The following is a 21073-nucleotide window of genomic DNA, read 5'->3' on the forward strand; positions in this document are numbered from 1 at the left end:
AAGGAGGAGAAAATTGATGCTTGAAATCGGTCTATGTAATTGACATTTCACACGGGGGAATTGTCTACTCTGTTTGACCAGTGGGAAGAGCGGGTTTACGGGCAGCTTCAAAACTATCAGCAAGGGCTAGAGCAGTATGAACGCACTGCCGTTAAAGCGCAGCAGAAAGCGATCGCGGAGTCCGTGCAGTCCCTCATCCGCAAAACGACCTTCGACAAGCTGGTGCATACCTTCAGTGCTGCTTCCACCGTGATTGCTGGCACTCTTTTGCTGGTGGCAGTTGGGGTGGGTGGGGCACTTGGTATCGCCTGGAGTCAGGCACAACAGGCACAGATAGTTTATGCGCCCGGTCAACCACGCCAACTGACGCTGGAGGCAGCGAATGCGTTGCACTGGGCGATGAGTGCCGACGGCAGGTTTGCGAAGCATCTGCTGGAGTGGAATCGAGATTTACTCAACGTGCAGGGCAAGACGCTGCCCTGTGAGCAACAGACCAAACAGCTTGGGGTGACATTGGAGCTACAGGGACAAAAGGCAAGCCAGGGCGCTTGTGTACTGTGGGTGCGTCCGGTGGGCGATCGCCAGTTACAATCCATAAAATCCAAACAATCGCCGTGAAACGGGTTAAGGGGTGGGTGGGCTAAGAAAACCCACTGTTAAGCAGTGGGCAACGCCATACGCTAGTGGTGTGGCAAGTTTGAGACTAATCCTCGTACTCATCCATTGCGTCGTAATCCGTCTCCTTCTCCTCTACGTCGTAGTCTTCCAGCACTTGCTGTGCTTGACGACTGCGGCGAATTTTGGACTGTTCGAGGTAGGCTGTGCGGACTTCCTCAACTGTGTGAAAGCCAAACTTTTCATTCAGCAGTCGCATCAGTTGCTTGGGACTGCATTCGCTGTAGTCCGCATTAAACTGCGCTTTGAATTCATCCCAGTCAAAATCCTTGCTCTGGGCACGGAATTGATCTTGAAGTTTGAGTCCGGTACGATTGCGCAGCACACTAAGCAGCATCAAGCGTGTCCGGTCTTTGACGGGTAGAATCTGCTCCAGTGCGTTGGTATATTTGCCCGGTTTGACCGCTTTGTGAGTGCGGTGAGTATTGCGAGGGGCAGTAGTAGCCATTAGTTGAACTCCTTAAATTTGCAAAGGGTGAATTGAGTTTGCACAACTCATGCCAGACGCATCGACAGATGCTTTGCCATCCATCGGTGCTGCTGGCACTTCACTCCTTTCGCGCCAAGCGGCGCACGCTTTGCCTGTGGGCATGACTCCAAAGCGGGTGCGGGTGGGCGGCAAAAAAGAAAGCCCTGCTGAGAACAGGGCTGTGTCGAGTCTGGTTTTACGCTTGGGCAATTGCATCCTTACTCATCATCAAAATCGTCATCGTCTGCTTCATGCTCGTCGTCATCATCCAAGGCATCACTGGCTTCAGTGTCCAGCTCATCGTCGTCAAACTCATCCTCCTCAAACTCATCGCCATCAAAGCCATTGGACATGGAGTCGCCAATGCCATCTTTAATCGCTTTGGTCAGCTTGCGGTCTTCCAGCGACTTGCGGTTGAACTCAGCCAATTGGGCGAGTCCAGTCTCTGGGTCTTCACTGATTTCATGGTCAAAGGCAGATGCCACCAGTGCCATGTGCTCCACGGACACTTTCAGTTTGGTGGGTTGTCCGAAGATACCAGGGAAGACCTGACTATTCCATTTGCTCCAGTCAAACCGCTTGCTGCCATTAGACTTGAGTGAAATTTCGGTCTGAAGCTTCATGCCCAGGCGTTCACGTAGCCCGTAGTAGGCAGCGACCGCCAGTGTTTCTTCACGCTTAAGCAGGTTGACCCCATAGGTCGATCGCACCCAACTGGTGAGTTTAGCAAGGGCAGGATTACTGGGCTTGGCAGTCGGTTTGGTCGTGACTGTCGTTCTGGTTTTGGTGGCTCCGTTGGTGCGAGTTTTAGCAGTGGGTGTTGCCATGAGTTGTGTTTCTCCTATGAAACGTTCAACCCCACAACCACGAGAGTGGTGCGTAATTCGGGCTTTTAGTTCGGGTGGGTGGGATGGCTCTACCGACAGACAGAGGAGTTCACACTCATGCGAGCTTTATCAAAGTCAATGCTGTTGCACTGCCTTGATAGCAATGAGACATTTATCAGACTGGTCAAAACTAGTTGAGCACGAGCTAAGAGTTGTCGGTGTGGAGTGCTATCCAGCCGACCAGCAACAAATCATCACCCAGTTCCACCAATGGAGTATGGAGCTTCAATTGTCTGTCTACTTCTGGAATCCAGGCTACTCACGCCTCATGCAAGTAGTTAATCAGAATGGTCAGTGTCGCTTGCAGTCCATCGAACTAGGGCAAGCGGCAACCGACATCGTGCAATGGTTACTAGAACAGCCTCAACCAGGCATTTTTCTACTCGAAGGCGCGATCGCTCCCACTGAGCAGCGGTTCCATCAACTTACCAATGCTTTTTACCAAGCCACCTGGAATCCGGTTCCCTGCTATTGGGTGTTGCTGGCAGAGCAGATTTCGCTACCGCCTTCCTTGCAGGGGTTGATTCCAGTGCTGACCTATCCCTTGCCAGGGCGCGATCGTCTCCAGCAATTGGTTGAGCAAGTTTGCGAATCATCCGCTTGGAAAGATTCAGGGAGGCTCTTAGTTCGTGCTTGTCAAGGGTTATCAGAAGGTGAACTGGTGCTGGTACTCAAGCAGGCGCTGTCGTTGGTGCCATCAGTTGCAGCACTGGCAGATTGGGTATTGGACTACAAGCTTGCCAAGCTACGCGGACGGGGACTAGAACTAATCTCGGAACCTGATGTCCCCAACGCCGCAGGGATGGAGTTGTTGAATGCTCGACTGGATAGGATTTGTGCCTTGCTTGACCCCAGCGCCGATCGCTATGGGTTGCGCTTTCCCAAGGGCATGATTCTTTGGGGACCGCCTGGTACAGGCAAAAGTCTCGCTGCCAAGTTGGCTGCTCAGAAGATGGGAGTGCCATTACTGGCAGCCGATTGGGGTGCCTTGCGAGGCGCGACAGCCTATGAGTCGGAACAAAACCTTCGCTTTTTGCTGGCAACCGCAGAAGCGATGGCACCCTGCGTACTGTACTTTGATGACTTCGACAAAGGGTTTGCCGGGTGGAACTCAGATGCGGATGGTGGGGTGAGTCGTCGCCTGTCGCAGAAACTGCTGACCTGGATGCAGGAACATCAAAGTCCGGTGTTTGTCATGGCAACCGTCAATCGTCTGGGAATGCTGCCTGTCGAGTTGCAGCGACGGGTGGATGATATTTTCTTTGTTGATTTGCCACACGATGGCGCACGCTATGAGGTATTCAATCTCCACTTAGCCAAATACTTCCCAGAGTTTCAGGCGGCACAACGAACCGGGCAGTCTCCCTGGAGTGAAGATCAGTGGCGGATTCTACTGACTGATTACCGTCTCTGTACTCCCGCTGAGATTGCGAATGCTGTGCGACGAGTGGCAGAAGAAACTTACTATAAACTGAAGCAATCAGGACAGGTGGGACAACCGCTCAAGGCAAACTTTCGTGCCCTGCACAAGCAACGCTGGCAATTTACGCCAGCTATGATCCGTGAAGAAAATCAAATGCTGGAAATCCGCAACAATGCCACGTTTGCTCAGCCTGTGAGTGGATCTGATAACAGCCGCTTTGCCCGCCCCCATCAGGAGCTATTTGAAAGTATTCATGTTGAAGGAACGTAACTGATTACTAAAGGGTTAAAGTATGCTGGAGCCAACTGCGATCGCCCCCTAGCATCTGTTTTAACCTATGTTTACCCCTGAAGAGTTGATTGCCATTGTTGAACGAATTAAAACTGATATTCATTCCGATGCTGACTTACAGGTATTGCAGCAAATGTCAGGTAATACAGTAGCGGCAGGAACGCGATCGCTGGCTATCACTGGAGATGCAAATGGAGCTGCGATCGCCACTGGTAATGGCAACACCATTCTCAACATCATTTTTCAAGCTGATGGAGTGCAAATTGACGATCGCCGTTACCAAGGTGCAGGTGCAGAGGCACTCCGAGCAATAATTCAGGAAATTTTGCGCCCAACTCTTGAAATTGATTGGCAGCAGGTTAGCCGCTCGTTTTTAGACGAACAACTACGGCTCACGACGAATCCATTGACTGCTGGTGAGGGGATTAGCTATCGAACTGAGCAAGTGTATGTTCCACTAGGATTAGTGGAACGCAAGCGTCAGACTCGGCGAGGGGAAGATGTGTCTCCTGAGCAGGGTTCACTACTGTATGAAGAAATTGAGATTACCCAACGATTTGAAAACGAGCAGTTTCTCGAACAGGTATTGCAGCACGGGCAAAGCCCTAATAGTCGGGGAAAGCGCATTGCTATTATTGGTGAACCGGGAGCGGGAAAGACAACCGTATTGCAGCAGATTGCCCAATGGGTGAGTGGGCATGTAGAGGGAGCGATCGCCATTTGGGTGCCGCTAGCAGACTTACGAGGGCAGGAACTGGAACCGTATTTGTTGGAGCAATGGCTGCAAGCTACTGTCCGGAGACTAGGACAAGCGGAAGCCTCTGACCAAGTTAAGGATGCTTTTGTTACTCAGTGTCAGCAGGGGAGGGTATGGCTACTGCTGGATGGGGTGGATGAAATGCAGATATCGTCCAGTAACCCATTGGCAGAGATTGCTCGACAGGTAAGGATAGGAGGATTGCTCTCGCAAGCGCGAATTGTATTGAGTTGTCGGTTGAATCTGTGGGATGGTGATCGCCATGCGTTATTAGATACGTTTGACACTTATCGCACGCTGGAGTTTTCCTACCCGCAGCAGGTGGAGCAGTTTATCGGGCAGTGTTTTGGAGCGTTGCAAGAAGATCAGGAAGGGCACGCGGAACGCTTGTGTACAGTATTAAAGGCACCGGGCAAGGAACGGATTCGGGATTTAGTGAAAAATCCACTACGGCTGACACTGTTGTGCTTCAACTGGTATTTGGGGGAGGGAACGCTGCCGGAGACGAAGGCGGGACTGTATGAGCAGTTTGTGGCGGATTTTTATGAGTGGAAGCGGGAACAGTTTCCAACGACAGTGGAGCAACGAAGGCAGTTGAATGCGGCTTTGGGTGAGTTGGCGCGGGAGGCAATTGATAAGGAAGCAACTCGATTTCGGTTACGCCAAGAGTTTGTGTGTGAGTTTTTGGGTGAGCCGGATGAACTTGATTCTATGTTTCAAATAGCATTGCGGTTGGGATGGATGAATCAAGTAGGGGTGGATATAGAAAATCGAAGGAAGGCAATGTACGCATTCTTCCATCCGACATTTCAGGAATACTTTGCAGCCTTAGCAATTGATGATTGGCATTTCTTTCTTAATCACATACCTAAAGATCCAAGTCATTTTGATGCAAGTTATCGGGTATTTGAATCTCGTTGGAAAGAAGTATTTCTTTTATGGTTGGGACGTGAAGATAGGTCTCTGAGCTCACAAAAGGAAGCTTTAAAGAAGGCATTAGTGACATTTAAGGATAAGTGCAAAGGATTTTATAGCGATCAATCCTTTTTACTGGCAGCAGCCGGTATTGCCGAGTTTAAGGATTGCTCCTATGCTGATGCGATCATTAATCAACTAGTTCAGTGGATGATTGGTAGTTCTAACTGGCTGAAACAGGGCTGGACTTTTCTTTTTGATTATCCTAGAGAGGAAGCCAGGATACATTGGGCAGCAACTACCTTCGGCAGCGTAGATCCTCAACGGATGATTCGGATACTAGTGCAAGTGCTGGAAACTAATCAAGATAAAAATATCCGACGCAGAGCAGTCGAGAGCTTGAGCAAAATCGGTGCGGGGAATGAGAGAGCAATTCAAGCACTAGTACAGATACTGGAAACTATTCAAGACCGACATATTCATTGGATAACAGCCAAGAGTTTGGGCGAAATCGGTATGGGTAATGAGAGAGCAATTCAAGCACTAGTACAGATACTGAAAACTACTCAAGATCAACATGTTCACTGGATAACAGCCGAGAGTTTGGGCAAAGTCAATTCTGATAATGAGAGAGCAGTTCAAGCACTAATACAGATACTGGAAGCTACTCAAGATGAAGACACTAGTTGGATAACAGCTAGTATTTTAGGGAAAATCTCTCCTGATAATGAGAGAGCAATTCAAGCACTGGTACAGATACTGGAAACTACTCAGGATGAAGACACTCGATGGAGGGTCATTGATAAGCTGGGTGAAATTGGTACGGGGAATGAGAGAGCAATTCAAGCACTGGTACAGATACTGGAAACTACTCAGGATGAAGACACCCGTTTGATTGCAACTGAGAACTTGGGCAAAATCGGTATCGGAAATGAGACAGCAACTCGTATGCTAATGCAGGTGCTTGAAACCACTCAGAACGAGTACATCTGTTGGAAAACCGCCAATAGCTTAGGCAAAGTCGGGGTCATAAATGACGAGAGAGCTATTCATGAATTGATGCGGCTACTTGAGACTACTCAAAGTTCATATATCTGTTGGAGAACCGCCAATAGCTTGAGTGAAATCGATACTGGTAATGAGATAACCATTCAAGCTTTAGTGCGGGTGTTGGAAACTACTCGGAATGAATACACTCGGAGGAGCACAATCGAGTGCTTAAGTAAAATCGGTACTAACAATGAGAGGACAATTAAGTTTATAGTACAATCGCTCCGTCGCTATTTACGTACAGAAAAAGCTTTTGAACTCATGGTGAAATGTGCTGAAACACTTTCTTATCAGGCATTTTACCAAGTGTTTCACGCATCTCGATAACCTGTTGAATTTTGAAACCATCAATTCCACGACCGCAGCAAAACCGTAATAATTAGCGCTCGTTGCTTGCGTCAAGTGCAATTTCCCTTCTCCAAATTTCCACATTGGCGTTTTTCAATTTCGGCGATCGGTAACAACACCATTTTCTTAATTTTCTCCCCTATGGAATCGTAAATTCTACAATCGCTATTCAAGCAATCCATAAATAATTTGTTTGCTGTGTAGTATTTTTGAAGCAGTTCTTCCTGCTGATTATTGAACTGCCAATGTTGTTCAATTTGGCAAGAGGAAATTTCAATGTCTTTGACAAGATTATGAAGGCGGTAGAGATGGCGAGATCGCCCAATCTCAATGGCTAATTCAAGATCTGTACCTAGTTCGGGATCAATAACCCAAGCTAAAGAGAAAATTTGCCTTAACATCGCACCTTCATGAGTACTGTAAGCAGCGTAAACTTTGCCACGAGCTATATCGAAGTAAATTGCTCGTATTGCAGTACGGTCATACCAAGTAGGAACTTCAACGGACAACGCTTTCCCAGTGATCCAGGTTAAAAAATCTTGTATTTCCTCATCTCCAGCGACTAAGCTATCGATAGATCGCTTCATCTCATGTAACAAATTGGTAGCTTCTGCCTCGGCCATTTCGATTCCAAGAAGAAATACTGATCGCCACTGTTCCTCTGCAACATATGTAGCTAATTCTTGCCAGTCAGCACTTTCAAAGAATGGTTTTACCACAAAATATTCTTGGAATGTCAAATGTGAGAAAGACCAAATCTTCTGACTTCGCTCAATCAACAATCCATGCTGAGACTCGATCGCCCTCAATACCCATCGACTCTCTCGCAACCCAATCCTCAAAAACTCCGCAATATATCCCTCAATCTCTGCCTGCTCAAACAGCACATACTGCTCTTGCTCAAACTTCTTCACTGCTAGATGGCTCAATAGCTCCAGCTTACGCTCCACCGACAAATCGCGATAAATCTCATCCCGCTCAATCTCTCGCGACTTGTCCCACTGCTCCAACAAAAGCTCCAACCCTTCCTCGTAGAGTTTAGAACGCTTCGAGTAAAACTTCCCCGTCTGCTGAAACACTGCACAGGTCAAGCTCAGCAAAATTGGAGTAGTTGCTAATTCCCGAATCGCTTTATTCTCCTCCCGAAAAAGCTGATCCAAAAACACGGTTGCCTTTGCTTGCCCTACGGTGAGATCTGCGCCAACTGTCTGAAACCAATGCTCAGAAAATGCCATCACCTGCGGCTCATTAAAATCCGCCACCTCTACATAATCAAACCGCTCAAACCGCGACTCCTGGCTTTGCGTCCGGCATGTCACAATCACCTGTACCTGCGGATAGTTCCGTGCAAACCGTTTGATCTGCTTGGCGATTGCCTGCCCATTCACCCCCGTCACCTCATCCAATCCATCCAGCAGCACCAGCGATCGCCCCGTACCCAGCACTAACTGAGTTTCTACCGTCGATAACCGCCAGCACCGTTCCAGATACCGCTCTACAGTGTAATCCACCTCGCGCCCATCATCGACAAACTCCCGCAGTCGATTCAACACCGGAATTCGGTACGCCTGTAGATTGCCTGCATTGCACTCCGTCACCAGCCCCTGCAAATAGGTCGTCTTACCAGAACCTGGTTTACCTACCACCATCAAGTTGGTATTTTTGTCCAGCACCTCCAGTCCCGATACCCGCTGCCGCCCTTTGCCTAAGCCGATGCGATCTAAACTGCGGTAGCCGGGATTCTGGTTGAAATCTCGCCACAGGTCAGGCAGCTCCGATCTCTGGTTGCTACTCACCTCCTCCAAAATGTTCACATCAACAAATAACTCACCCAATGGCACCCAATGATCCACACCCCATAGCGGCATCGTGCCATGCAAGCATTGAATGTCATCATGCAGGCGCGATCGCACCTCTTGTACCAGTTCATCTACAGACAGAGTTGCTGCCTTTTGTCGATTGGATTGCTCTAAGATCGCTTGAAGTGATTCGGCTACCTGACCTTGAACAATGAGATTGTTATCCCCCGTAATGACGATTGCATTAGCGGCATCCCCAGCAATTCCTGCTGCTCTACTTCCCGTTACTAATGAAAGTTGCCCAGACTGAAGGGCTGTGGCGATCGCCTGTATGTCCGCTTCGTCACAACTTCCTGCTACTACACGTTTGATAACTTCCTCAAGGTGATCTGGCATAGTAGGCTAAGTCTTGGCTACGTGTAGAACTTGAAGTTGGTCAAGGGATCTCTGTCGGGTGGGATTTCCCGCATGATGTCTCCTACCAGTCTAGAAAATCGGATTGTGATTGGAAAGAGACCTCCCAGTCGGGCTGAGTTCCAATTCATCTTGGTAAGAATCAGAATTTCGCGCATCAAGGCTTCTCTAGGAGTGTCATACCCAACATGGTCAGCAATCTGAATGGGTGATGGAACATGAGTTCCGTGAAACTGTTCTAGATCAGCCACAAATCCTGTCGTGTATAGGAAGTCGAGATCTCCGATGGTGAATCGAGTCCCACGAAGTGGTGGATACTGGCTGGCAACAAGCAGCCTGGCAGTGTTTTGTTTCGTCAGAGCAAGCAGATCGTATTGATCAACATACTTTTTCAGAGCTGCTTCAAAGCCATGTTTCTCAGCAGCCCAGTACCGTGATGTCTTATGCACGACTACTCGTTTAGGGAATTGTCCTCGTTCCTCGCGGTACCTTGTTAACGCTAAATCAATCAGTTGAGCCGCTTTTTCTTCACTAAGGTGGGGAGATGCAGTACCTTCTTTGTCAGCATCCCATGTGAAATCATGCCCTCTTAAAACTAAACCATTTCCATTCTCATCAAATGCTTGAATCAAACTGGTTTGAACGGTTGAATTGTTGGAGCCAAGCGGACGATAAAAACTAATGCCGATGTAGCACGTACCAGTTTTGAGTCCAACAGGTCCCCACGGAAAGCCTCCTGCCTTAAAGTAAAGACCCGTGAAGAAATTCCAGGCAATCTTGGACGGGCGATCTTTGTCCCGTCCATCGATCGTCTCCATCTGCAAGAACTGTGTAGGGATCTGATATTTCATTGCCATTGCCTTGAAAGCTCGGCGTAAATCCCGATGGACTTCACCTAATTTTGGGTCAGAGTAGTCAGCGACTCGGCACTTGTTAACGATCGTGTCGGGCAATACGACCATGATGTATTCCGGCTTCTGGTCTTCCCGCCACAAAAGCTCCAACTTGGCTTCTAATAGTTGAATGGTTGCTTCAAAGCGATCACGAGGAGAACGAATATTCAGCAGGTCAGTAATCTCAGTGCGATTGAACTGCTCGATCCAGTCATCATCGAACAACAACTCTGAGAAGAAGCCACGATCACGTTGGAAGCCCGGGAAATCAGGATGTTTTTCGTCCCCTAGAACACCCTGCTGATTCTTAATCAGCCATTGGCGCGCCATATCAATGCTTTCTGCTGAACCAATGCAGCCAACCCGAACTGAGGACGGATGTCGCTTTGAGGGCTTGTAAGACTTAGGACCAAATTGAAGAATGCCTTGCTTGGGGTCAATATGCAGTTGCCCATCTGCAAAGCAGAGCAAAGGTTCTTCAAGATACTGACAGCTTAGTGCAGGAGTTGTGAGGGATTGTTGATAGCTCATAACTAAAATAGAATTGAATCGTCGTCAGCTTTTAAATCTTTGCGATCGCCGTCATTTTGCTCGTCCCACTCACCGGAGTCTTCATCGTCACCTAAAAGCTCAATCAGCTCATCCTCATCAAATGGATCAGTTTCATAGTCAACATTTTTGAAAGGTTTAGCGAATTCTTCTGGAATGCCAAGCCAGTTGACCTCGCTTTGCATCATTGACGTAGAAATGATGATTTTTTGAGTTTTGCTAAATGGAAGAATGATTTTAGGTTTACTGCCACTCAAGTAATCCCGCCAAAAGTTTACCTCTGTCAGCAAGCCATAGTTGTACATCCTAGACTTCTGGCGTGTCACTCGGCTGCCTATTTTTTCAGAATCCAATGGTTCCGAGCCGTCCTTAGTAACGCGCATTTCAGGACGAATACTTAAACACCATTGCTCACTGGCAACTCGATGAAATTGAAGTGCTACTGCCAGGTGTAACCAGTAAGGTCGGGGAGTTCCAGTTTTCTTAGCGATTGGTTGCCAAACAACGTTGCGTTCACTGACTGATTGATTGAGGGGACGGTAACTGACTCTTCGGGCTTGCCCTAATGTCTCAGGAGCAAAGTAATATCGATGATGCTCCTTATCCAGTTTCAACCCTTTACGTCCAGTCAGTTTGTTCAATGACCGATTTAACAGCGACATATACCAATGCATCCGGTCTGGCTCATCCCACCAGTCGATCGCGTCATACCGCTCTACTTTCCCTTCACGAATCAGTTCCCGAAAGGGTCCGTTGTGGAAGGTCAAATCCTGAAAACAGAACACCATTCTATCCCGAATCAAAAAGGGATAGATTTCTGGACCTCCAGCAGTAGGTATAATTACTTTCTTAGCTTCCTGTTCCTCTGAGTCGTTGTACTTGCATGGTGCACCATAAACATATTGAGGCATCTGCAGGACTGGAAAGAACGTGCTGTAAACCGTATCCTGCACGTACTGAGCCTTACCTCTACCCTGAACAGCGCGCTCAATTTCCTCTGCTTTTTCGCCATTTAGGACGACGATAATATTGTTGTCTCCTGTGATAACAACGACATCAGAGGCATTTGCTCCGAAGGCAACGGCCCTCTCTCCAGTTGCTAGAGCAACCTGTTTCTGTTGTACCGCTAGCAGCAATGCTCGGGTGTCTTCTTCATCCAAGCCGCCAGACACAACGCGTTTGAGAACGGCGTCTAAACCTTCTGACATCGTTAAAGGATCTCCGATCGCCTGTTTTCAGAGTTGATACATAGTAATACAAATGTTTTTATTCTAGTAGAAATCTCTCTTAAAAGCGGGTAAAGGGTAAATTTTGAAGATTGTAGACGCTGGTAGTGTGAGTTTGCACTGTGGAACTGCGATCTCATCAAAGATTTACTCCTGTACTAGCAAAAAACTCTGCAACCTAGTTATACTGCTTGCAACAGGATAGATCTGCACGCAATTAAAGGCTTTGAGCGGTTTTTACCGAGTACTTGGTAAAAACCTTGGCAAACTTAATCAACGCTTTGTTATCAATTAGCTAGTTCATTCTCAGTACAAAGGAGTTGAGCGTGAAGCATCATATACAGACCCGCTACAAGTTCCGTAACCATTAGGTCATCTGATGTAGAAACTTTTAATACTTCATTTTAGACAAACTCGCGATTGCTGCTGAGTATAAGATGAGCCAGTCCCAGTCTCCCAATAACCCAGATCAACTGCAATCCTTCAAACAGGATGGCAAGAAGGAAGAGATTTCGCCGTTTCCTCGTGCGGAGAGTGATCGCCACATTGTAGTAGGTAATAGTGTAGAAAATAGCGTGGTTATCTCAGGTGATAGCAATACTGTTTTCAGGACTGGTGATATACGACTTGGTGACGGGAGTACACTAAAACTCGTCGTCACTGGCGAGAATAAAGCTCCCACTACTGCTCCTCTGTCTGTTGCCCCTGCTCATGCTAGCGAAATTTTAGTTTTAATTGCTGAATTTGATGGGGATGGACAAATTGGTTGGAAAATCGAAGAGCGTATTCGAAAGGCTATTGAGAAAGAAATGACCGTAATCGGGGGCTCTACATTTAGAGTGGCAAGATTACGCAATCTAGTTATCGAAGACGGAGATGATGAGAAGGCACGAAAGGTAGCTGAGCTTTGCAATGCAGCAATTATTATTTGGGGTTGGTATGATCAGGTAGGATTTAGCCCACGTTTCACAATAGTCACAAACAAAGAATTAGAAAGCTCCAACCCGGAACTAGAGGAAATGATGGTTGATGTAACCAATCAGACCTTTAAAGATTACATGTTCCGTGGACTAGCTGAAGAGATGGCTTTCTTAGCAACCTTCACTATTGGTCAACTTTTCTACTGGGATCATCGTTATCAAGAAGCTCTGGCAGCATTTGAACGTTCAATTGCACAGGCGGAGAGTAAGCCGCAATCGTCTCCTAGTATGACCTTGGCTTACTTTTATAGAGGATTTATTTTTGGTACCAAGCTAGGGAAAGTCGAGGATGCAGTTGCAAGTTTTCAACAAGCAATTGAACTTGAGCTTAAATTTGTACAAGCTCATTACAACCTAGGTGACGCGCTATTTTATCTTGAGCGATTTGATGATGCTATAAATGCTCATTCAAAAGTGCTCTCTTTAGCACCAGATCATCTTTATGCGTTGGTAGAACGTGGAGATGCTTACTTAAGAAGTGGTCAGTATAGTGCCGCGATAGATGACTATACAAAAGCCATAAATATACACCAATGGACACGATTATACATTTCTCGTGGACAAGCCTATGAGATATCTGGACAAGCAAACCTTGCTATAGGTGATTATTTAGAAGCACTGGATTTAGATCCGTTTTGCGATGTAGCTGGGCTACGTCTAGCGACGTTCCGTGGAAGGGGATATGGTAAATCTATATACGGTGATTACCAAAAGGCTCCAGGACCATACATACCATACGTAAAGAAGTACTATGAAACAGCCCTTCGAATTCTCGGGAGATCAAACCCTTCACCTAGTATAAAAACGGATGCAAATGAAGATGACGAGGCTCTAAGTTTAGCGGAGTATCTTCGTAGTTTTCGACATTTAACTGAAGAGTATACTTTTTATGGAGAGCAACCAGGATTTATCAGTGAAATTTCTCAAATCTGTAGAGCTGGAGTGGATTTAATTCAATTACTAATGGAAGAAAATCCAAGCGATGATCAATTGGTAAAGTCAGTCGAAACACTTTTGTTTGAGGGAAGTAATATACTTACGGGTCGCCTATCTTATCAGAATGTGCATTGTACACTGAAATCCCTTTTGAGTTACTCAAGTATTCGCAATAAACTTGGGCAACGAATCATATCAATACTTGAAATCATTGGAAGTCAGCAATCCTCATATATTCAGGCATTGAAGTTACTCAATCGTAGATTGCACTCTGTAAATTCAATTACGGAAATTCAACTTGATCCAGAGGCTCAACAACTGTCAAAATTAATAGATCGTTTTTGTGCTATTGGAGAGCAAAATGTTAGGTTGAGCGGAGAGGAACAGCAAGTACAGTGGAGGAGAAGAGAAGCAATAAACTCTTTTCTTCATAAGCTTGAAGATCTGTTGAGTAGCTTGTGCAAAGATTACCAAATTAGCAACTATTTCCCGTTCTCTGATCTACTTGATTTTCAGAAAATACTAATCGTTTTACGCGATGAAGGGCAAAGCGTTCTTAGTGTATTGAATCCAGTAGTTAATTTTCTGATTTCCCATAACAAACGTGGTTATCAGTTATTCTCAGCAATCGAGTTCCTTGAAAGCCAAGACCCATCATATAAACAGGCCCTAGATAGTCTTGGTCTACCCTTAATACCCGTATCTCCTGACGATGAAATTAGACCAAATGCAGATGTCCAACGGCTAGCTGGATTGATAACTGAATTCCAACATACAGTTAAATCATCTATACACGCTCAGGACAAAGATAATTGGCAAGTGCCGTTCGTAGCAGAGCACTGGCTGCAAGAGCTTGATTGGATAAATAGAGGGTCCTCCTGTTCACCTAGGAGATTATTAAAGTTTCTAACAGCTCTATCTAGTGCTGGCGAACATATTAAAGATGCACTTCAGGCAGTTACTGATTGCCTCATTGCTCATAATAAGCTTGATTCCAATCTCATAGTTATTGCAGAGTTCCTTAAGAATCAAGACTCTTTGTATCTTGAGGATCAGGGCTCTTTTTGTGGGGATCAAAGCTCTTCATATTTAGATGCTGTAGAAATTATCAACCTTCCGTTAGTTTCTTTAGTATCTAATGGAGAAGTTAGGACAAATCCAGACGTTATTCAGTTAGTAGAATTGTTAACTGACTTTGGTTATGCAGTCAAAAATTCTGGAAATATACACAGCACAGATAATAATGCGAAACAGATGGCTGTCAAGAATGTTATCTTTTTCTTTAGGAGTGTTAATTCAGATCCTAAAAGCTCGGGGTATAGTTTCAGCAATTTTCAAAGAAACTTAGAATTTTTGTATAGTCTGGGTCAAGATATTTGTGACAAACTGCAGCCCCTGATAGATTTTATAGTTGCTAACACAAATTATGGTTCATACTTAATAGCAGCTAGAGATTTTCTTAAACAACAAGATCCTTCATACCTACAAGCGATAGAAATTCTAGATCTTTCCTTGTTTCCCCTAACACTAGGTAGAGAACTTGAACAAGATCCTGTAGCTGTACAGTTAGCTGAATTGATAACAAACGTGCAACATGCTGCTGACTCACTAGAAAACAGTGAATGGCAAGCTAAACATGCAGTAGCAGACTTCCTGAGTAGAATCAAATATTTGCTAAGAAAAGGAGAACCGGATGGATGGGAATCTGAAAGAAACATAAGTGCTTTACATAATGTCGGTGGCAGCCTTTGGCATTCAGTACAGTCTCTAATGGATTTTATTGCCGCCCATGCAAAGCTTCAAACCGATCCAGAAACGGTAAGTCGTTACTCTATAAACTTAGACTTCTGAAAACCCCACCGAAAACAGACATTAGAGTTGTCTGGAAATAAGACGGAAAATCTTTGAAAGCCTTTCCCGGTAAGCATTACAGCCATTTTAGGCGAAAATTGCTGTAACCTAAGCCTAGTGTGACTTTCAGCCATTTTTCTTGTTATTACCCGACAAGTCTATTATATAGAGTCTGCTTTTGAACTCTTTAGTGTATTCAATCCACATTCCGCCCTTTAACTGGTACTCTCAAGACATTAGCCAAAAGCCTTTATTGAAGAATTTGTATTTAACATTAGGGGGGTGTAAGAAATTCCTCCTATAAAGTCCATCCAGCTCCCAGACGAAACTCAGAATTGGCTGGTTCTTGATGATAATTATTGCCAATACTAACGGTTCTGTTCTACCTCTGTTACTAGAAAGGGTATTTCCAAAATTGAATTATCGCACTGTGTTGCTGTCTCCTGTAATAATTGTGGCTTTATTGGCATTGCCGCCGATCGCCACTGCTCTCTCTCCAGAGGCATGAACAATTCGGGTGGGCTGACTCTCAAGCGGGCCAAAGTCAACTTCTGGTTCGCCATCGAAGGGTAATCCCTTAGGCTGCAGTCCACCAGCAGCGTAATAAGCCACAACAAAATTGTCTGACTGCTGGTTGTTCATGACTGGATGCTGTTGATCCCGTGTTCGCCTTGACACGACTTCACGGGTATACATTGCCAAATCATTGACTCGGACATAACCATCTTGCCTAGCAACACCTTTGCCACACAGCCCCTCAACGAGTGCTGCTGTAAAGGCGCTGTAAGACCTATCCCTACCATCAAAAGAGATTTCATCCTCTTTTGATGAGGCAATGATGACTCGCCCCTGACCTTGGGAAAATAGCGCTTGTGCTTCTGGCGGTAGGGGTGATTTAGCAACTTCTATACCCAGGTTTTCCAAGTCGCTCAAGCCCCCAGCATGGCAGCAATCTAGCAGTACCAAAATCTTTTGAGCAGGAATTGCCTGTAACCGGGCTGTAAATTCAGCTCCACTAATTGCTGTTGTGGGAAGCTGAGTTTTGTCATAGCCATAGGGCATTAGGTAGTAGAAATTACCGATCGGACTTTTGAATTGGTAGCCATGTCCTGAGAAATAGACAATAACCGTAGAGTCGGCTGTCGCTTGAGTAGCAAGCTGGTCTAACGCCGATAGAATGTCGTTTCTGGTTGCCTGCTGTCCCGTAAGCAACTGCACCTGCTCGGATGGGTAAGCACATCTCTCTGGGTCTTGCAAAATGTCTGCGATCCCCTGAGCATCGTAAATCGTGTTTGGTAGGTCGGCTCCAACGCCGATGATGCAAGCGTGCCCTTGAGTGAATAGTAAACTCATGAGCTTTTTTCTCCTGTCGGCTAAGATCGATCCGTCTATCCAGGTATATTTCTGAACATGGGTAACTGCCTTCAGGTCATTACAAAACGTTACACCTCCAGGTAGGTTGCTTTAGGTATCTCTATGAAGTGTCGTCAGCTCAGTTTTTTATTCTTGCTTGTTTCTGCGGTGGGTTTGCTGCCTCAAGCTTCAGCTCTTGCACAGGCGAAGGTAACTGTTACTCCTGGTTCTATCATCATCACTGCGACTAAGGGTTCTGTTGAGACTCGTACGATCGCTCTGCGGGCTAGTGAAGCGATCGCTAATTCTCAAATCGTCCCCTTTGACCTTCCCACCGCAGATGGTAGCAAAGTCTTGCCAGCGACTCTGATCCAGGCTGGAAAACCATCTGCTCAAAGTAGTCCAAACAATTTGGTCAGTATTCCGATTCAATTCGATTTGCAAAACGTTCCGAGTGGGGAGTTTACGGGTGAACTACTCGTCACCTATCAGGGCGATGAGCAGGTTGTTCCAGTGATTGTGAAGGTGAAAGACCCGTGGCAGATCCCGCTACTCTTGCTTGTCGGTGGCGTTTTGCTCAGTGTTGCGGTTTCAACCTACAGCACGGCTGGGAAACGTCGAGATGAAATTACAGTGAGTATTAGGAATTTGCGAGCACAAGTTGAGGCTGACCGCAAATCTGCAAGGTATTTTGCCGAACGTGCTTGCGAATGCATGGAACACGCTCTGTTGTTACAACAGCTAAAGCAACTGGAAGCCGCACAGTCGTCGGTTAATGCAGCGCAAGCAACTTGGAGTAAGTGGGTACAGCAGAAAACAGGATGGCAGTCCCAGTTCAATTACTGTGATACGTTGAGGCATCGCCTAAGGGAGAGCGATTTGCAGAACTCCCAAGCAATCTGTATTCGAGCCATTTCTCGTACCTTAGAGGAGACAGTACAAGACGCGCCCAACTTGGCTAATCCAAGTGAGCTGCGATCGAAGTTGGATGAGATGTCGCAACAGGTGAACCGCTTCCTTCAACTTCATTCTAGGCTGGAAAAGCTCAAGACATTGGCAGCTCAGTTAGAGGGAAATGCCTTCTATGAGTGGAAGGAAAAAATTGATGATCTGGATCAACAGCTTCTGGCACAACCGATGTCTGATGAGCCTGGGGTGAAAGCCCTGATGGACAAGATTGAGCAGAACCTTGAAGAAGTGAAGAAAGTGGCTCAAGCTAGCCAAACCTATGCAGGGGCAAAATCTGCTGAAGGCGATAGTACGACAGGACTAAACTTGGTTGCCCCTCCGTCATCAACTGGGATTGAGACTTCTACCCAAGCTGAAATCCGGAAAAGAGCATTGCCTCGCCTCTTCGCATATTTTTATCCCGATGCTGATGGTCGTCTGCGCTGGTTCTATATTTTCAGTTATCTAATCTTCATGGGAGTTTTGGCAGGAACTGGGTTTAATCAACTGTATCTGACCAAACCAACCTTTGGCAGTTGGGCAGATTATATTGCCGTCTTGGGATGGGGCTTTGGAGCAGAAGCAACGCGCAGTGCAGCTGTGAAAGCGTTGCGCAAAACGGATGAATCACCTGAGGCAAAAGCAGACGAAGCGCAAACCTGATAATCCTTTAGCTACGTTGAACCTTTGGATGATTAGGGAAATACGGTTAGTACCTGCGTTACATAGGGTAACAACAAGCTGTGACTGTTAATCCTGAAGTACTGCAAACCATTTTTAGTCGCGTTGAGGCGGGAAAACGTCTCAGCCATCAAGAGCTGTAAACATTGGCAGAAGCGGCGCGATCGCAGCAGGTCACGCTCGCGATAGGCAATCGCGCAGTTGCCATTGGTGGCAGCGCAGATGATACAGCGATTGGGGCGAGCGATCGCTAATCTAAACTTTGCTTTTTTCGCTTTTCGATTTCGGCGATCGGTAAGAACACCTCCTCTTTTATTTTAGATTTCATTCCGATGGTAATTCTATTACTTTCGTCTAAACAGTTCACCAAAAAAATGTTCAAATCAAAATATTGTTTAATTAAATTAATTTGCTCCTCGTCAAATTTCCATATATCGCTCAAGTAGGAGCCTTCAATAGCCATCAACCTTATTGAGTGAAATACTTTAGCAAAGTACTCATCTTCCATTAAGTAATCCTGCCACCATTTCTCTCGCAGTTCTATGCTTTCTAACTCCGGAAATCTGGTTTTACTCTGCTCTAGAGATTCAAATAAAGTAAGATTTTGTGTAAGATTTTTATTGATTAGAATGTCAATAATATATTCAATTTCAGCAATAATGTCATTGCTTAAATAATAGGCAGCACCTCGTGCATCTTCAAAATTAATAGTATTGTCTAGGGCAAAAGAAAATTCAAGTTCCAAGTAGAAATCATTTGTTTGAAAGTCAAATAAACTAATAGGGCTGCGATAAATCTCAAGAATCAAATCTAAATAGAAAGCGCGAACTGCTGATAGCTGGTCAGAAATATGATAAAAATTCTTTATGTAGCTGGTGTGACAATCTAACCAGTGCAGCAGAACTTGGAATTCCTTACTGCACGAAATATCATCTATTCTTTGTTTAAAGGCTTGTACCAAGTTTTCTGGGTTATCTATAATTTCAGTTGATAAAGATAGAACTTCAAGCCAATGTGTGTAAATTATTTTACTGGTCAGTTCTTCGATTGCATTTTGACCACAAAACCACTTTGACACCAAATATTCTTGAAACGTCAGGTGTGAAAATGACCAAATCCCTTGCGCTTGCTCAATCAATAAGCCATGCTGCTGTGCGATCGCCCCCAACACTGCCCGACTCTCCTCAGCCGAAATCTGCAAATGCTCTGCAACATAGCCGCAAATCTCTGACTCTTCAAATAGCACAAAGTTTTCTGCTTGTTCAAACTTGCGAACCGCCACGTAACTCAAAAGCTGCTGTCGCTCTTTCAAGGATAGATTGCGATAAATCTCACTCGCCCCATCACGCCTAACCCCTCTCTGTTCATCCCACTGGCGCAGTAATAAACAAATTCCCTGCTCATATAAATTCGATCGCTTGAGCGGTAAATTCTTCAAATCCCCGAAGACCCAGCAGGTCAGGCTCAGCAGTATTGGTGTGACTGCCAGTTCTGCCATTGGCTGATTCTCAGATAAACTTTTTAAGAATCGTTGCTTTAGTGCTTCTCCTTCTTCACAAGTTTCAGCCAGCAAACTAAACCAATTCTCGGCAAATGATTTCACCTGCTCCGGGTTAAAATCTGCTACTTCAATGGGCTCAAATGTAGGTAAAATGTACTCTGTAGTTTGAGTGCGGCAGCTCAGGATAAAGTGATGCTCATAGTACTGCTGCGCGAAGTCTAGGATGTGATTTTGTACAGTTTGTAGAGATTGGGCAGGCACTTCATCCAAGCCATCCAACAAGAGCAACACTCGCGCTTGCTGCAGAACTTGCTCAACTTGTGCTTGATTTGCCAGTCGAAACTCTCGCTTCAAAAACTCCCACAGGTTGAACTGATCGCCATCCTTGATAAACCGCAGTTCAAACAGGACAGGGATAAAGCCATCTGAAAAATCTCCTTTGGCACAGGCAACTGCCAAATGCCGCAAAAACGTACTTTTGCCAGAACCAGGTTTCCCAAACACCATTAATCTGGAATGTTCAGTAGCTACCTCTAATCCGGGCGATCGCTTCTCTCTCTTACCTAACCCCATGCGATCAAAACTTTCTCGCAGATCCTTGCCTTTCAACAATCCTGGAATGGTGGCATGAGAGATACTCGGCAATTTCTCAAGCACATAAACATCAACATATAAGCGACCAATATCGATCTGCTGGCGGTTAAGTAGCTGAATTTTGCTGTAAAGCTTGAGTACCTTGTCACAGCAACGTCTTCGTACTTGTAGTACTAGTTCATCAAATGATCTTGCTTGCTGGCTCAAGCGTTGTGCCAGTAGGGCTTGAATTTCTTCTGCCTCGGCTCCATAAATCACAAGATTGTTGTCCCCAATGACATTAGAGTGACCAGGAACGATCGGTGAATTCTCAACGTTCCCGCCAATTCCTACTGCTCCACTACCAGGAACTAAAACAACTTGCCGAGCCTGAATCGCAGCGGCGATTGTCCGTAAATCTCCTTCATCTCGGTTTCCTGCTAAGACACGTTGAACGGCTGCTTGAAGGTATTCTGACATCTGATCCAGTCCAACGATTTTTGGTAGTGCTAAAGAGGTAAGGATGCATTGTAGTGGTGAATGAAAAACCAGAT

At 45.8% G+C, this 21073-nt stretch carries 13 protein-coding genes; 5 read left to right on the forward strand and 8 right to left on the reverse strand.

The window, feature by feature from the left end:
* Nucleotides 1-39 precede the first annotated feature (39 nt).
* The gene (locus AC5JLP_RS30600; RefSeq protein WP_496071639.1) at nucleotides 40-618 is read left to right on the forward strand and encodes a DUF6753 family protein; all 579 of its coding nucleotides are present in this window, start codon (nucleotides 40-42) and stop codon (nucleotides 616-618) included.
* An 85-nt stretch (nucleotides 619-703) separates the two neighbouring features.
* Here AC5JLP_RS30600 and AC5JLP_RS30605 read toward each other — a convergent pair whose 3' ends face one another.
* Genes AC5JLP_RS30605 through AC5JLP_RS30615 form a run of 3 tightly spaced genes read right to left on the reverse strand, consistent with a single transcriptional unit; the run spans nucleotide 704 to nucleotide 1971 of the window.
* A complete protein-coding gene (locus AC5JLP_RS30605; protein ID WP_496071640.1) occupies nucleotides 704-1123 on the reverse strand; it encodes a hypothetical protein in 420 nt (139 codons plus the stop codon).
* Nucleotides 1124-1135: 12 nt separating this feature from the next.
* On the reverse strand, nucleotides 1136-1360 hold the full coding sequence (locus tag AC5JLP_RS30610; protein ID WP_496071641.1) for a hypothetical protein: 225 nt from the start codon (nucleotides 1358-1360) through the stop codon (nucleotides 1136-1138).
* 2 nt (nucleotides 1361-1362) lie between these two features.
* Nucleotides 1363-1971, reverse strand: a complete 609-nt coding sequence (locus AC5JLP_RS30615) for a hypothetical protein (RefSeq protein WP_496071642.1) — start codon at nucleotides 1969-1971, stop codon at nucleotides 1363-1365.
* A 163-nt stretch (nucleotides 1972-2134) separates the two neighbouring features.
* On the opposite strand from AC5JLP_RS30615, the gene AC5JLP_RS30620 reads away from it, so the two are divergent.
* Both AC5JLP_RS30620 and AC5JLP_RS30625 read left to right on the forward strand, forming a co-directional pair.
* A complete protein-coding gene (locus AC5JLP_RS30620) occupies nucleotides 2135-3724 on the forward strand; it encodes an ATP-binding protein (RefSeq protein ID WP_496071643.1) in 1590 nt (529 codons plus the stop codon).
* A 67-nt stretch (nucleotides 3725-3791) separates the two neighbouring features.
* On the forward strand, nucleotides 3792-6794 hold the full coding sequence (locus tag AC5JLP_RS30625; protein ID WP_496071644.1) for a HEAT repeat domain-containing protein: 3003 nt from the start codon (nucleotides 3792-3794) through the stop codon (nucleotides 6792-6794).
* 71 nt (nucleotides 6795-6865) lie between these two features.
* Here AC5JLP_RS30625 and AC5JLP_RS30630 read toward each other — a convergent pair whose 3' ends face one another.
* Genes AC5JLP_RS30630 through AC5JLP_RS30640 form a run of 3 tightly spaced genes read right to left on the reverse strand, consistent with a single transcriptional unit; the run spans nucleotide 6866 to nucleotide 11678 of the window.
* Nucleotides 6866-9010 carry an NACHT domain-containing protein gene (locus AC5JLP_RS30630; RefSeq protein WP_496071645.1) on the reverse strand — a complete coding sequence of 715 codons (2145 nt, stop codon included), beginning with the start codon at nucleotides 9008-9010 and terminating at the stop codon, nucleotides 6866-6868.
* A gap of 17 nt (nucleotides 9011-9027) precedes the next feature.
* Nucleotides 9028-10452: an argonaute/piwi family protein gene (locus AC5JLP_RS30635; RefSeq protein WP_496071646.1), complete on the reverse strand. Its 1425-nt coding sequence runs from the start codon at nucleotides 10450-10452 to the stop codon at nucleotides 9028-9030.
* 2 nt (nucleotides 10453-10454) lie between these two features.
* Nucleotides 10455-11678 carry a hypothetical protein gene (locus tag AC5JLP_RS30640; protein ID WP_496071647.1) on the reverse strand — a complete coding sequence of 408 codons (1224 nt, stop codon included), beginning with the start codon at nucleotides 11676-11678 and terminating at the stop codon, nucleotides 10455-10457.
* A 455-nt stretch (nucleotides 11679-12133) separates the two neighbouring features.
* Between AC5JLP_RS30640 and AC5JLP_RS30645 the strand changes: the two genes are divergently transcribed.
* Nucleotides 12134-15463 (forward strand): tetratricopeptide repeat protein, encoded by a 3330-nt coding sequence (locus AC5JLP_RS30645; protein ID WP_496071648.1) that lies wholly within the window; start codon nucleotides 12134-12136, stop codon nucleotides 15461-15463.
* 420 nt (nucleotides 15464-15883) lie between these two features.
* On the opposite strand, the gene AC5JLP_RS30650 is transcribed toward AC5JLP_RS30645, so the two are convergent.
* The gene (locus tag AC5JLP_RS30650; protein ID WP_496071649.1) at nucleotides 15884-16816 is read right to left on the reverse strand and encodes a caspase family protein; all 933 of its coding nucleotides are present in this window, start codon (nucleotides 16814-16816) and stop codon (nucleotides 15884-15886) included.
* Between the two features lie 123 nt (nucleotides 16817-16939).
* Between AC5JLP_RS30650 and AC5JLP_RS30655 the strand changes: the two genes are divergently transcribed.
* The gene (locus AC5JLP_RS30655) at nucleotides 16940-18427 is read left to right on the forward strand and encodes a hypothetical protein (protein ID WP_496071650.1); all 1488 of its coding nucleotides are present in this window, start codon (nucleotides 16940-16942) and stop codon (nucleotides 18425-18427) included.
* Nucleotides 18428-18695: 268 nt separating this feature from the next.
* On the opposite strand, the gene AC5JLP_RS30660 is transcribed toward AC5JLP_RS30655, so the two are convergent.
* On the reverse strand, nucleotides 18696-21073 hold a 2378-nt coding region (locus tag AC5JLP_RS30660), incomplete at its 5' end, for an NACHT domain-containing protein (RefSeq protein WP_496071651.1).

It is taken from the genome of Stenomitos rutilans (assembly GCF_059505485.1).

Excerpts from the sequence above, each read along its gene's own strand:
- AC5JLP_RS30605 (WP_496071640.1), bottom strand. The coding sequence starts at position 1,123 with ATGGCTACTACTGCCCCTCGCAATACTCACCGCACTCACAAAGCGGTC.
- AC5JLP_RS30610 (WP_496071641.1), bottom strand. The coding sequence starts at position 1,360 with ATGCAATTGCCCAAGCGTAAAACCAGACTCGACACAGCCCTGTTCTCA.
- AC5JLP_RS30615 (WP_496071642.1), bottom strand. The coding sequence starts at position 1,971 with ATGGCAACACCCACTGCTAAAACTCGCACCAACGGAGCCACCAAAACC.
- AC5JLP_RS30620 (WP_496071643.1), top strand. The coding sequence starts at position 2,135 with ATGAGACATTTATCAGACTGGTCAAAACTAGTTGAGCACGAGCTAAGA.
- AC5JLP_RS30625 (WP_496071644.1), top strand. The coding sequence starts at position 3,792 with ATGTTTACCCCTGAAGAGTTGATTGCCATTGTTGAACGAATTAAAACT.
- AC5JLP_RS30630 (WP_496071645.1), bottom strand. The coding sequence starts at position 9,010 with ATGCCAGATCACCTTGAGGAAGTTATCAAACGTGTAGTAGCAGGAAGT.
- AC5JLP_RS30635 (WP_496071646.1), bottom strand. The coding sequence starts at position 10,452 with ATGAGCTATCAACAATCCCTCACAACTCCTGCACTAAGCTGTCAGTAT.
- AC5JLP_RS30640 (WP_496071647.1), bottom strand. The coding sequence starts at position 11,678 with ATGTCAGAAGGTTTAGACGCCGTTCTCAAACGCGTTGTGTCTGGCGGC.
- AC5JLP_RS30645 (WP_496071648.1), top strand. The coding sequence starts at position 12,134 with ATGAGCCAGTCCCAGTCTCCCAATAACCCAGATCAACTGCAATCCTTC.
- AC5JLP_RS30650 (WP_496071649.1), bottom strand. The coding sequence starts at position 16,816 with ATGAGTTTACTATTCACTCAAGGGCACGCTTGCATCATCGGCGTTGGA.
- AC5JLP_RS30655 (WP_496071650.1), top strand. The coding sequence starts at position 16,940 with ATGAAGTGTCGTCAGCTCAGTTTTTTATTCTTGCTTGTTTCTGCGGTG.